The organism is Algoriphagus oliviformis, from assembly GCF_017254915.1.
In the GTDB taxonomy this organism is placed as follows: domain Bacteria; phylum Bacteroidota; class Bacteroidia; order Cytophagales; family Cyclobacteriaceae; genus Algoriphagus; species Algoriphagus oliviformis.
The window spans coordinates 319859-332299 of sequence record NZ_JAFKCT010000004.1 but is presented as its reverse complement, the minus strand read 5'-3'; the positions used below and the strand labels follow the sequence as shown (position 1 = coordinate 332299).

Here is a 12441-nt window from a genome sequence, read left to right as displayed (position 1 = left end):
AGCTGTCGAAGGGATGCCCGGTTTTCTTTTTTGCAACACTGGTTAAAAAATAGAATAAGGGGTGGGTATTTCAGCAAAAAATGGATATTCTTGATGGCCAATGGAAATGTGCGGCGGTGGCGTCCGAAAGTCTTGGAAAACTATTTTCGGCCGCATTTTGCCGGGAGGAATAAGTTGATTCTAGCGTTCCATTCATGTAAAAATTGGCCTAATTTCAATCTAAACAGCGGATTCTTTCAAAAAAGTTAAAAGACCCCATTGTTTTTTGAATCTAAAAAATCATACCTTTAAAACTCGATTTTAATCTGGAAACCATTTAACCTTTATCAAAAGTCTAATTAAAAACACATTATGAGAAAGTTAATCGCTTTGTTCATGCTTGCAGGTATCATGACTGTTCCTGTTTTCGCTAACGCGCAAGATGCTGATTCGGCAGCTGCAACCACAACTCCAGCAGTAGAGACTCCTGCTGCCTCTCCAACCATCGTTGACGATGAGATCGTCGCTGAGGAGCAGGGCTTTCACCAAGTAATCAAAGAGAAGTTCATCGAAGGTGATCCCGTTTACATGACTCCGGTATTGATCTGTTTGATCCTGGGTCTGGCCATCGCTTTGGAGAGAATCATCACTTTGAACCTTGCGACTACCAACACCAAAAAGCTGATCAACAAAGTGGAAGATGCGTTGGCATCCGGTGGTATTGAAGCTGCAAAAGACGTGACCAGAAACACCAAAGGTCCAGTTGCATCTATCTTTACCCAAGGTTTGATGAGATATTCCGAAGGAATCGAGATGGTCGAGAAGTCTATCATCGCTTACGGTTCTGTAGAGATGGGCAAATTGGAAAAAGGTCTGGTATGGATCTCCCTTTTCATCTCCCTGGCTCCAATGTTGGGTTTCATGGGTACTGTAATCGGTATGATCTTCGCCTTCGATACCATCGAGGCTGCTGGTGACATCTCCCCATCCATCGTAGCAGGTGGTATCAAAATCGCTCTCTTGACTACCGTTGCCGGTTTGATCGTTGCGATCATCCTGCAGTTGTTCTACAACTACCTGGTAGCAAAAATTGATTCTTTGGTTAACGACATGGAAGAAGCTTCTATCTCTTTGGTAGACGTGTTGGTGAAGCACAAATTGACCGGTAAGTAATCCTTACTTCCTCTTTTGTCTAAATCAGTTCCTAATTAACTCAAGAAATTACTATGGATACTTATGATATTATGCTCTATGTGAGCTATGCGCTAGTGGGAGTCGGAGCCGTAGTCTCCATCTTGCTTCCGCTGATCAAGTCTTTGGATGATCCAAAGAGCTTGGTAAAGACGGGTCTGGGAGTGGTTGCGATTTTGGTACTGTTCTTCATTTGCTATTCTATTTCCTCAAATGAAGTGTTGCCAAAGTTTGAAAGCGAGCCATTCAACCTGACTCCACAAATGTCACAAATTGTAGGGGGCTGTCTGATCACCACCTACGTATTGACAGCTGTAGCAATAGTCGGTATCGTGATTACAGAACTCAACAAAGCTATTAAGTAATTATGGCAAGAAGTAAAGGTAGAGGAAGTCAGGAGGTAAATGCGGGATCCATGGCGGATATCGCGTTCCTGCTCTTGATCTTCTTTCTAGTCACCACAACGATGGCTTCGGACAAAGGGATTCTCAACATCCTGCCTCCCAAGCTTGATCCAAACGTGCCGCCACCCGATATCCAGAAGAACGAGCGGAACATCTTCACTATTCTCATCAACGCCAACGACGACCTGTTGGTGGAGGGAGAGTATAGAAGATCTCCGGACGGACTGGATAAGGAGATCAAGGACTTCGTCCTGAACTTCGGCGCACCGACAGAGAAAGGCGTTGCCCTGTACAATACATTCCCGGCAACCCTTCAAGCCCAGGCCCTCAGAAGAGCAGAATCTTCTGATGACCCTACCGAAGCGGTAGTTTCCATTAAGACCAACAGAGGTACCAGCTACGAGCTTTTCCTTGAAGTGTTTGACTTGGCCAAGAAGGCATATTTCGACATCTATGGCGAGCGAGTAGGCCTTTCCGCGGACGAGTATCGTCAGTTGACCGGTGATGATGATGCCTCTAAGGCTCTTCAAGACCGTGGCAAGGCAGACCTTCCAATGGCTATTTCTATTGCAGAACCAGATAAAATAGGAGGGAATTAAAATGTCAAAGTTTAAGAAAAAGACGAAAGCGGACACCACGATTCCGACCTCGGCACTTCCTGATATTATCTTCATGCTCCTGTTTTTCTTCATGGTGACCACCGTGTTGCGGGATCAGGAGATCTTGGTAGAGCAAAAAATCCCCCAGGCTTCCCAGTTGCAGAAGCTTCAGAAGAAGAGTTTGATTTCTTACCTGTTTATCGGTAAGCCTAAAAACACTTCTCTGTACGGGTCAGAACCTCGCGTGCAAGCCAATGACGTATTGGTGACTGCTCCGGACATTGTCCAGTGGGTCAACCAAGAGCGTGACAAGTTGCCTGAGGCCGACCGAGGAGGTATCACCATCTCCATGAAGGTGGATAAAGATGTTAAAATGGGTCCTATCTCTGACGTCCAGACAGAATTGAGAAACGCAGATGCCCGTCGAGTGCTTTACGCTTCGACCGGCAAGATCTACGACAATTAAACACTGAGATTATCTATATTGAAAGCCATTCGATTTTCGGATGGCTTTTTTGTTTGAAATTATGAAGGTCTTACTTGCCAATAAAAAGAAAATCCACGGGGCTTGGGCCATGTACGATTGGGCCAATTCGGTCTATAGTCTGGTCATTACTTCCACCATTTTCCCGGTTTACTACAACAGTGTCACCAAAGGAACAGACGGCTCTGACTTGGTCAGTTTCTTCGGTTGGGATGTGGTCAATACGGTTTTGTATTCCTATTCCATTTCTTTTTCCTTTTTGGTAATAGCGCTGCTTTCCCCCCTGCTTTCCGGAATTGCCGATGCCTCCGGGAAGAAGTTGCTGTTCATGAAGGCCTTCGCCTACTTGGGGTCGGCTTCCTGCGTCGGCTTGTTCTTCTTTGAGGGTGACAACTTGGAGTTTGGGATCATCTGCAGCGTTTTGGCCAGTATAGGGTATGCCGGTAGCATCGTGTTTTACAATGCCTACCTCCCCGAGATCGCCGAGGAACACGAATATGATTTTCTGAGCGCCCGGGGCTTTTCCTTGGGCTACATAGGGAGTGTGATTTTGTTGGTGTTTAACCTCTTGCTGATCCAATTTCCCGATGCTTTTGGTGTGCCGGAAGGAAGTTTTGCACCGCGATTTTCATTTTTGATCACCGGACTTTGGTGGGCAGGCTTCGCCCAGATCACTTTCCGTGCCCTTCCCAATAATCCCTTTGGCAAGAAAATCGAAAGCAAGTTGCTGACGAAGGGCTACCGTGAGATCAGTTTGGTGTTTTCCCAAGTGCGGGGGATTCCGGTGATGAAGCGGTTTTTGTTGTCCTTCTTTTTCTATTCCATGGGAGTGCAGACCGTGATGTATTTGGCGGCTTCCTTTGGGGACAAGGAGCTGGGGCTGCCGGGAGACCAGTTGATCTTGACGATTTTGATCATCCAGTTTGTGGCCATAGGGGGTAGCTATCTCTTTGCTTACATCTCCAAAGTATCCGGCAACAAGATCAGCCTGCTGATTTTAGTTTTGATTTGGATAGGTATCTGCGGAGCGGCCTACTATGTGTACACCGTGTATGAGTTTTATGCCTTGGCATTCGTCGTGGGTCTGGTGATGGGAGGGATACAGTCCCTCTCCAGATCTACTTTCTCCAAATTGATCCCGGAGGAGACTACCGACCATGCTTCTTTTTTCAGCTTTTATGATGTGACCGAGAAGCTGGCCATCGTGTTTGGCACATTCTCCTATGGAGCGATTGAGCAGTTGACTGGCAGTATGAGGAACAGCGCCGTGGCCTTGGGAATGTTTTTCGTGGTCGGGCTCGGATTCCTGCTGCTCGTCACGATTCCCAAAAAGTCCCTGTCTGTCCAAACCTCCTGACTATGCTGAAGATCCTTTCTGGCGAACAAGTGAAGGCATTGGATGCCGCCCACGTGCGCGTGCAGCAGATCCAAAGCCTCCAGCTGATGGAGCGGGCAGCTTTGGCCTTTGTGTCTTGGTGGGATAGCCAGGACTTTGACCCCAGCCTGCCGGTATCTGTTTTCTGCGGCTCGGGCAACAATGGAGGCGATGGCTTTGCAATTGCCAGGCTTCTCAGCCGCTCAGGCAGACAGGTTTCGGTGTTCCGCTGTTTTGGAGAGTCTGCCAGTTTGAGTCCCGATGCGGCGGCGAACTTGGAAGCTTTGCCATCGGATGTGGAGAACCTTCACTGGACGGAGTTTGATGCGAGATCCAGCGGCGTACTGATCGATGCGTTTTTGGGAGTAGGACTCAAAGGGGCTTTGCGGCAGGACGCGAAGGAGATGGTACAGGCGATGAACGCCTTTGTTGGGACTCGCATTGCAGTGGATATCCCCAGCGGTCTGCCAGCCGATGGTTTGTTGGAGGGGGACTGCGTGAAGGCAAACACTACCGTCACCTTTGCCTTTCCAAAGCTTTCCCTACTCTTTCCCGAGCATGCCTTTGCTACTGGAGCGCTTGTCCTTGCGGATATCGGAATTTCCGATGAGGAATATAGTTCGTTTGCCAGCCCCTACTTTTACCTGAGGGAGAAGGATATCAAAGGTTTTCATCGCAGCTTTCACCGCTTTTCACACAAGGGAGATTTTGGAAAAATCCTGCTCTTCGCCGGAAGCAAAGGGAAGATGGGCGCTGCGGTGCTTTGCTGCAAGTCGGCCCTTCGGACGGGTTCCGGTCTGGTCACGGCATTGATCCCCGAGGGAGAGCGACATGTTATACAGTCTTCGCTGCCGGAGGGAATGTGCCTGTTTGATTTGGAAGGGGATTTGAACAGGTTTGATGCCATAGGCCTTGGACCGGGGATAGGAGTGGAGGATAGTGCGAAAATGCTGGCCGATATCTTTCGCCGCTACTCCAGACCCATAGTCTTGGATGCCGACGCGATCACTGTTTTGGGACAAAATCCAGACTTGCTTGCGTTGATTCCCGAGGGAAGTATCCTCACACCCCATTTGGCGGAGTTTGACAGGTTACTGGGGAAAACCGAAAACCATCCGGAACGATTGGCAAAGGCATCCGCTTTTTGCCGGCAGTGGAGGCTCAATCTACTGGTCAAGGGAGCCAATTCCGTGATTTGCCTGGCAGATGGCAGGCAGATTTTCAACTCATCGGGTAGCCAGTACATGGCCACGGCTGGCGCTGGCGATGTGCTGACGGGTATGCTGACTTCTTTTCTCGGTCAGGGCTACAGCCCCGAGCAAGCGCTGGTATGCGGGGTTTACCAGCATGGGTTGGCTGGAGAGATCGCCGGGAAAAGCAAGCGCAGGGGAACCATCGCCTCTGACCTGGTAGAGGCCATTCCCGAAACCTACCTACGGCTCAATGTTTCCTGAAAAATTGCCACGTCGGCAAAACTTAATTTTCTCCCGATGGGTTTTCAAACCATAGCTTTTTGACATGCAAAACGAAAAGGCACTTCTCTGGACGCTCGCTGCCATCAATTTTATCCACATCGTAGATTTCATGATCCTCATGCCGCTGGGCCCCCAGCTGATGCGGATCTTCGATATTGGCCCGGCGGAGTTTAGCCTATTGGTCTCGTCTTACACCTTCAGTGCGGGAATTTCCAGCTTTTTCGGGGCGTTTTTTCTGGACCGGTTTGACCGAAAGCAGATCCTGATATGGGTATACATCGGCTTTACCATCGGTACTATCGGCTGCGCACTTTCTCCCAGCTATGGCGTGCTGCTGGTGGCGAGGGTGGTTTCGGGCTTGTTTGGCGGATTGACCTCAGCGCTGATTTTGGCGATCATAGGGGATGTGATCCCTGACGAGCGCAGAGGCCGGGCCATGGGCTTGGTCATGGCGGCGTTTTCCTTTGCCTCGGTGATGGGGGTACCTATAGGCTTGTTTTTGGCTAGCCTTTCCAGCTGGCATACGCCCTTCTACATCTTGGCGGGCTTGGCGCTCGTCAGTTTTTGGATGATTGCAAAGTTTATCCCACCGATACGGGAGCACCTGGTCAAAGAAGTGCAGAGACCCCATCCGATTCAGGTGATTTCCCGGGTGACCAACAACAGCAACCAAATGCGCGCAATCGCACTCTCGGTGATGATGATGTTTGGGCAGTTTATGATCATTCCGTTTTTGAGTCCCTACAATGTCGCCAATGTGGGTTTCACCGAAATGCAGCTGACCTATATCTACATCGCAGGGGGCGCCTTTACCATCTTCACCTCTCCCTGGGTAGGCAAGCTGGCGGATCGGCACGGCAAGCTGAAGGTGTTCACGATCTTCATGCTGCTGAACCTGATCCCCATCGGGATCATCACGCATCTCGGAGTCACGCCGATTCCCTTGGTGCTGGTGGTGACCACGATGTTTTTTGTGACTTCCAATGGCCGCTATGTCCCCGCTGCCGCCATCATCACCGGCACCGCCAAACCGGAAAACCGGGGCAGCTTTCTGAGCTTCAATTCCGCGGTGCAGCAGTTGGCAGCTGGTCTGGCTTCCTTGATTGCGGGCCTGATCATCGGGGAAAACGAACTCGGACAGCTGACCAACTTCCACTTGGTGGGCTACTTGGCGATCTTTTTCAGCATCCTTTGCATTCCTCTGGCTCGAAGGGTGAAAGTGGTGAGTTGATTGGACCGCAGTTGGCGGGAAAGTCAAAGTCGGCTCCGGCCTGAAAGACATTTGTTTCTATCTTGAGGTTTTCTTTTTCGATTTTGAATCCTACAAGCCCTGAGATGAACCCGTTCAAACTGCTGCTGACCATAGCCTGCCTTTGTGCCTCGACTGCTTTTGCCCGCCAAAGTGCCGAAACCCCAAAACAGCCCAATATCCTCTTCATCGCCATAGACGATCTCCGGCCTGAGCTGGGTGCCTACGGAGCGGACTATGTCCATTCCCCTAACCTCGACCGCTTGGCCGCACAAAGCAGCCTTTTCAAAAACCATTTCGTGACCGTGCCCACTTGCGGGGCCTCGCGGTACAATCTACTGGTCGGCAAATTGCCGAAGTCAACCGTGGAAATAGGCAATATGGCTGCTGTGCAGATGATTTCGCAGAAGGAAAAGGCGGAGCGCCCGGAGACTTTTTTGGAAAAACTGCGGGGGAGCGGCTACTATACCGTAGGCATAGGCAAGATCTCCCACCATCCGGACGGCTATGTGTACGACTACCTGGAGCCCAAAAGCGACCAAATCGAGCTGCCGGACAGTTGGGATGAGATGCTCTTTGACGCCGGAAAGTGGGGAACGGCGCACCATGCCTTCTTTGGCTATGCCGACGGCTCCAACCGCAATACGCTCAAAGGACAGGTGAAGCCCTACGAGGCGGCAGATGTGGGAGATGAGGGCTATGCAGATGGTCTGACTGCGAATCTGGCCGTGGAGAAGCTCAAGGAACTCAAGGGAAAAAACCAGCCATTCTTCTTGGGGCTTGGCTTTTTCAAGCCGCACCTGCCTTTCACCGCTCCCAAGAAGTATTGGGATCTGTACGAGGAGGAAGCGATTCCCTTGGCGCCTTTCTCCGAAATCCCTGAAAACTCCTCCAAGGCCAGCCTGCTTGCCAGTGGGGAGTTTAACCAATATGCCCTAGGGGAGGAGAAGGCGAGTTTGGACGCGGCCATGTCTGAGGAATACTCCAGAAAAATCCGCCATGCCTACCTTGCGGCCGTGAGCTATGTAGATGCCCAGGTGGGCAAGGTGCTGGATGAGTTGGAGCGCCAGGGCTTGGCCGAAAACACCATCGTGATCGTCTGGGGAGACCATGGCTGGCATCTGGGTGACCAGCTGGTCTGGGGAAAGCATACGCTGTTTGACCGAGCGCTGCAGAGCGTCCTGATGGTCCGACGACCCGGCAAACCGGGCAATCAAATAGAGCAGGTGGTGAGCACGACGGATATTTTTCCCACCCTGCTCGAATTGGCCGGGATGCCGAGAGACCTAGCGCTGGATGGAGAAAGTATGCTAGTATTGATGGATTCTCCGGACTCGGCGACTTGGCGGGATTATGCCTATTCGTATTACAATCGCGGCATTTCCGTCCGAACGTCACGCTACCGCCTGACGGAGTATTTCAGAAAGGAGGGGAAAGTGATGGAGCTGTATGACTTTGAAGTCGATCCTTTCCAGACCAAAAATATCGCAGCAGAAAATCCGGAGAAAGTGGAAGAGCTTCTGAAATTGTTGGAGAAGGGAGATACGGGATTGTATCAAAAACCGCCTGCGGACAATTAATTTCCGCGGACCATAAAATAAAACATGATTATCCGCAATGTTGCCAGTAAGCGAATTTGCTTCTTCAATCGGGCTGGAAGACCGATGACCGAAGACCGAAGAAGGGCAAAGCCCTAGTTTTGGCGTTCTTTTGGATTGTCACGGCTGCCTACTGGCATAAAAGCGGATAATCATAAAATGAAGATCCTCCTGAATGGATTTTCGGGAGGGTTTTGATTTGGGCTTTGCGACAGCTCTCTAAAGAGAATCAGGCCGCCCATTGTTGGAAAAGAAACAATCCTCCAAGGGGATTGCCCAGCACCAAGGGTGAAATAAAACAACCCTCCAAGGGACTTAAATCCCTTGGAGGGCTTGGGAAGTTAAAATTCCGCATTTCCAGGCGTCCTTGGGAAGGCGATCACGTCCCGGATATTGCCCATGCCGGTGACGAAGAGCACCATGCGCTCAAAGCCCAGTCCGAATCCCGCATGCGGTGTCGCGCCAAATCTGCGGGTGTCGAGGTACCACCAGAGCTCCTCTTCGGGAATGTACATCTCCCGCATACGCTGGGTCAGCTTGTCCATCCTTTCCTCACGCTGGGATCCGCCGACGATCTCGCCGATGCCAGGGAAGAGGATGTCCATTGCCGCGACGGTCTTTCCATCGTCGTTTTGGCGCATGTAGAAGGCCTTGATGTCCTTGGGGTAGTCGGTGAGGATGACGGGCTTTTTGAAGTGCTTCTCCACCAGGTAGCGCTCATGCTCGGACTGGAGGTCGGCCCCCCAAGAGTCGATGAGGTACTGGAATTTCTTCTTTTTGTTGTGGTTGGAGTTTCTCAGGATGTCGATGGCTTCGGTATAGGTGAGGCGGACGAAATCATTTTCCAAGACAAACTTCAGCTTGTCGATCAGGCCCAGTTCGGCACGCTGGTCGGCCGGCTTGGATTTTTCCTCCTCGGCGGCACGCTGGTCGAGAAACTTCAGGTCATCTGCACAGTGCTCCAGCGCGTAGTTGATCACGTACTTGAGGAAGTCCTCGGCTAGGTCTTGGTTGTCTTCTGCGTCGTAGAAGGCCATCTCCGGCTCGATCATCCAAAACTCCGCCAGGTGGCGTGTGGTGTTGGAATTTTCCGCACGGAAGGTAGGACCAAAGGTGTAGATCTCAGCCAGCGCCATCGCGGCCAGTTCGCCTTCCAGCTGGCCGGACACGGTCAGGTTGGTCTCCCTTTCGAAGAAATCCTGCTTGAAGTCGATCTTGCCCTCCTCGGTCTTGGGAGGGTTCATCAGGTCAAAAGTGGTGACTCTGAACGTCTCCCCGGCACCCTCCGCGTCGGAGGCGGTGATGATAGGCGTGTGGATGTAGAAAAAGCCCTTGTCGTTGAAATACTTGTGCACGGCAAATGCCAGGGCGTGGCGCACCCGGAATACCGCACTGAAGGTATTGGTGCGCATGCGGAGGTGGGCGATGTCCCTGAGGAACTCCAGGGAGTGCTTCTTGGGCTGCAGGGGGTATTTCTCCGGGTCGGCCTCGCCGAGTACCTCGATGGATTTGGCGTTAAGCTCGGAGGATTGGCCAGCACCCTGGGATTCGACCACGATGCCCGTGACCTTCAGGCAGGCACCGGTGCTGCATTTCTTCAGGATGTCCTCGGAGATCAGATTGGGGTCGGCGACTACCTGGTAGTTGGTGATGATGGAACCGTCGTTGAGCGCGATGAAAGAGACGTTTTTGTTGCTTCTTTTGGTGCGCACCCAGCCCATGAGGGTGATTTCTTGTCCTATCGGATTTTGGTCCAGGATGGTCTTGATTTTGACCCGTTTGTTGAATGCCATTGGAGAGTATTTATGCGGGAAAAAGTGCTTTTCCGGCCGTTTTTCAGTGGAATGCAAAAAAACGATTAAATCACCTTTTTATCAAAAAATTGGCTCTTTTTCCTAAATTTGGTTCACGGGCTTTTTCGGATGAAAAGGCTTTTTTTAACACCCAAATAGCAGGTTTTAACTGATTTCGATGCAAAAGCTTAATCTCAGCCAGTCCCTTTCACAGAAGCTTTCCCCCCAGCAAATCCAGTTTATCAAACTACTGCAAGTGCCTACTGCCGAGCTGGATGCCCGGATAGAAGAGGAGCTGGAAGTAAATCCCGCCCTGGAAGAGGGAAAAGACGAGGAGCCCGAGCAAAATACCGAGGATGACTTTGAGGACTCCTACGAGGAAGACCGGACCCGGGAAGATAGCGACCTCAATCTGGACGACTATCTGGACGACGAGTACAGCGGCTACAAGATGCAGGGCGATGGCAACTACAATGCGGACGACGAAGACCGCGAGATACCTATTTCCTCCCAGGCTTCGCTGCATGAGCAGCTGATCTCCCAGCTGAGCTTTCTCAAGCTGGACGAGCGCCAAAAGATGATCGGGCAGCAGCTCATCGGCAGCATCGAAAACGACGGCTACATCCGCAGGGACCTGGAGGCGATCATCAACGACCTGGCTTTCTCCCAAAATATAGAGACTGACATCGACGAGATGGAGGAGATCCTGCGCAAGATCCAGAATTTTGATCCCGCAGGAATCGCCGCGCGAAGCCTTCAGGAGTGCCTGATGATCCAGCTGGAGCGCAAGGACCACCCGGATGACGAAGTGGTGCAGCATGCGCTGCTGATCGTGCAGGAGTGCTTTGACGAGTTTACCAAAAAGCACTACTCAAAAATCCAGAAGCGACTCGATCTGGACGAGGAGCAGATCAAAGACGCGGTAAACCTGATCACCAGGCTCAATCCCAAACCAGGGGGCACCTCCGACGGCTTGGTTCGCACGCAATACATCATCCCGGATTTTATCCTGACCAATACGGGCGGAAAGTTGGAAATCAGCCTAAACTCGCGAAACGCGCCCGAGCTGCGGATTTCCAGATCTTACGCCGAGATGTTTGACGCCTATGACAAGAGCGACAAGAAAGACAAGAAGCTGAAGGATACAGTCACCTTTGTGAAGCAAAAGCTGGACTCTGCCAAGTGGTTTATCGATGCGATCAAGCAGAGACAAAACACACTCCTGCGGACCATGGAGGCGATCCTAAACTACCAGAAGGACTTTTTCATCGATGGGGACGAGACCAATCTTCGCCCGATGATCCTCAAGGATATCGCCGAAAAGATCGACATGGACATCTCCACGGTGTCCCGTGTGGCCAACAGCAAGGCGATACAGACGGAGTTTGGCGTTTATCCCCTGAAATATTTCTTCTCCGAGGGCATCGCGACGGACAGTGGCGAGGACGTCAGCAACCGGGAAGTGAAGTCGGTGCTCCAAGGGATGGTAGATGCCGAAGACAAGAAGCGTCCACTCTCCGACGACAAGCTGGTGAAGATGCTCAACAAAAAAGGATACAACATTGCCCGGAGGACCGTCGCAAAATATAGGGAACAGCTGCAGATACCGGTGGCGAGGCTAAGAAAAGAACTGTAGTGCTGAGATCGATTGCCTTGCTGTTTACCGCGGTTTTCCAACCTCTGCTCATGCCAACTTTGGTCTTTGGGCTGTTGTTGTTTGGAGTTCCTCAAGCCACGAGTATTCCGGAGGAGTTTAAGTTTCGGATTTTCATCCTGATTGTCCTCTCCACATTGCTGATTCCCATGGTGACCATCATTGGACTGCGACTGAGTGGTACGGTGAAAAGCCTCCATATGCCCGAGGTGAAAGACCGAAAACTTCCCTTTGCCATCACTGCCCTGTATTTTGTCCTGACGACCTGGTTTTTGTACCAAAAGACGGACCTCGATCCCGTGCTGTGGCTCGGGATGACGGTGATCTGTGTTGCCGTGGTTTTGCTGACCGTGGTAAGTTTTTTTTGGAAGATCTCCGCACACATGATCGGCTTGGGAGGGCTGCTTGCGGTTGTATTGGTGCTGGGTCAGAAGTTTCCCACGTTTGAAGTGCTGTATCCTCTTTTGGGCGTGCTGGTCCTATGTGGCGCAGTGGCTTCCTCCAGGCTGCTTTTGCAAGCCCATAGGCCAACCGAGATCTATGCGGGGCTGGCTGTCGGCTTTGCGGTGTGTTGGTTGGGATTCAGCTGGATTTGGTCTTGATAGCGCCCCAAGGATCGAGAGAACGGATCAATCCACGA

11 protein-coding genes are annotated in these 12441 nt (G+C 51.3%); 10 read left to right on the top strand and 1 reads right to left on the bottom strand.

Features of this window, described 5'->3' with window-relative positions; all coding sequences use genetic code 11:
• Positions 1 to 351 precede the first annotated feature (351 nt).
• From J0A68_RS11895 to J0A68_RS11860, 8 genes are all read left to right on the top strand, one after another.
• The gene (locus J0A68_RS11895) at positions 352 to 1152 is read left to right on the top strand and encodes a MotA/TolQ/ExbB proton channel family protein (RefSeq protein ID WP_206578432.1); all 801 of its coding nucleotides are present in this window, start codon (positions 352 to 354) and stop codon (positions 1150 to 1152) included.
• A 53-nt stretch (positions 1153 to 1205) separates the two neighbouring features.
• Complete coding sequence (locus J0A68_RS11890) at positions 1206 to 1535, top strand: hypothetical protein (protein ID WP_206578431.1); 330 nt, start codon at positions 1206 to 1208, stop codon at positions 1533 to 1535.
• 2 nt (positions 1536 to 1537) lie between these two features.
• Entirely contained in the window at positions 1538 to 2173 is a 636-nt protein-coding gene (locus tag J0A68_RS11885; RefSeq protein WP_206578430.1) for an ExbD/TolR family protein, read from the top strand.
• A gap of 1 nt (position 2174) precedes the next feature.
• Complete coding sequence (locus J0A68_RS11880; RefSeq protein ID WP_206578429.1) at positions 2175 to 2639, top strand: ExbD/TolR family protein; 465 nt, start codon at positions 2175 to 2177, stop codon at positions 2637 to 2639.
• 61 nt (positions 2640 to 2700) lie between these two features.
• Positions 2701 to 4014, top strand: a complete 1314-nt coding sequence (locus J0A68_RS11875; RefSeq protein WP_206578428.1) for an MFS transporter — start codon at positions 2701 to 2703, stop codon at positions 4012 to 4014.
• Between the two features lie 2 nt (positions 4015 to 4016).
• On the top strand, positions 4017 to 5486 hold the full coding sequence (locus J0A68_RS11870; protein WP_206578427.1) for an NAD(P)H-hydrate dehydratase: 1470 nt from the start codon (positions 4017 to 4019) through the stop codon (positions 5484 to 5486).
• Positions 5487 to 5550: 64 nt separating this feature from the next.
• Positions 5551 to 6738, top strand: a complete 1188-nt coding sequence (locus tag J0A68_RS11865; RefSeq protein WP_206578426.1) for an MFS transporter — start codon at positions 5551 to 5553, stop codon at positions 6736 to 6738.
• A gap of 104 nt (positions 6739 to 6842) precedes the next feature.
• Positions 6843 to 8336 carry a sulfatase gene (locus J0A68_RS11860; protein ID WP_206578425.1) on the top strand — a complete coding sequence of 498 codons (1494 nt, stop codon included), beginning with the start codon at positions 6843 to 6845 and terminating at the stop codon, positions 8334 to 8336.
• 359 nt (positions 8337 to 8695) lie between these two features.
• Here J0A68_RS11860 and asnS read toward each other — a convergent pair whose 3' ends face one another.
• Positions 8696 to 10147 (bottom strand): asparagine--tRNA ligase, encoded by a 1452-nt coding sequence (asnS, locus tag J0A68_RS11855; RefSeq protein WP_206578424.1) that lies wholly within the window; start codon positions 10145 to 10147, stop codon positions 8696 to 8698.
• A gap of 178 nt (positions 10148 to 10325) precedes the next feature.
• Between asnS and rpoN the strand changes: the two genes are divergently transcribed.
• Both rpoN and J0A68_RS11845 read left to right on the top strand, forming a co-directional pair.
• Complete coding sequence (gene rpoN / locus J0A68_RS11850; RefSeq protein ID WP_206578423.1) at positions 10326 to 11783, top strand: RNA polymerase factor sigma-54; 1458 nt, start codon at positions 10326 to 10328, stop codon at positions 11781 to 11783.
• Between the two features lie 50 nt (positions 11784 to 11833).
• Entirely contained in the window at positions 11834 to 12403 is a 570-nt protein-coding gene (locus J0A68_RS11845; RefSeq protein WP_236025552.1) for a phosphatase PAP2 family protein, read from the top strand.
• Positions 12404 to 12441 lie beyond the last annotated feature (38 nt).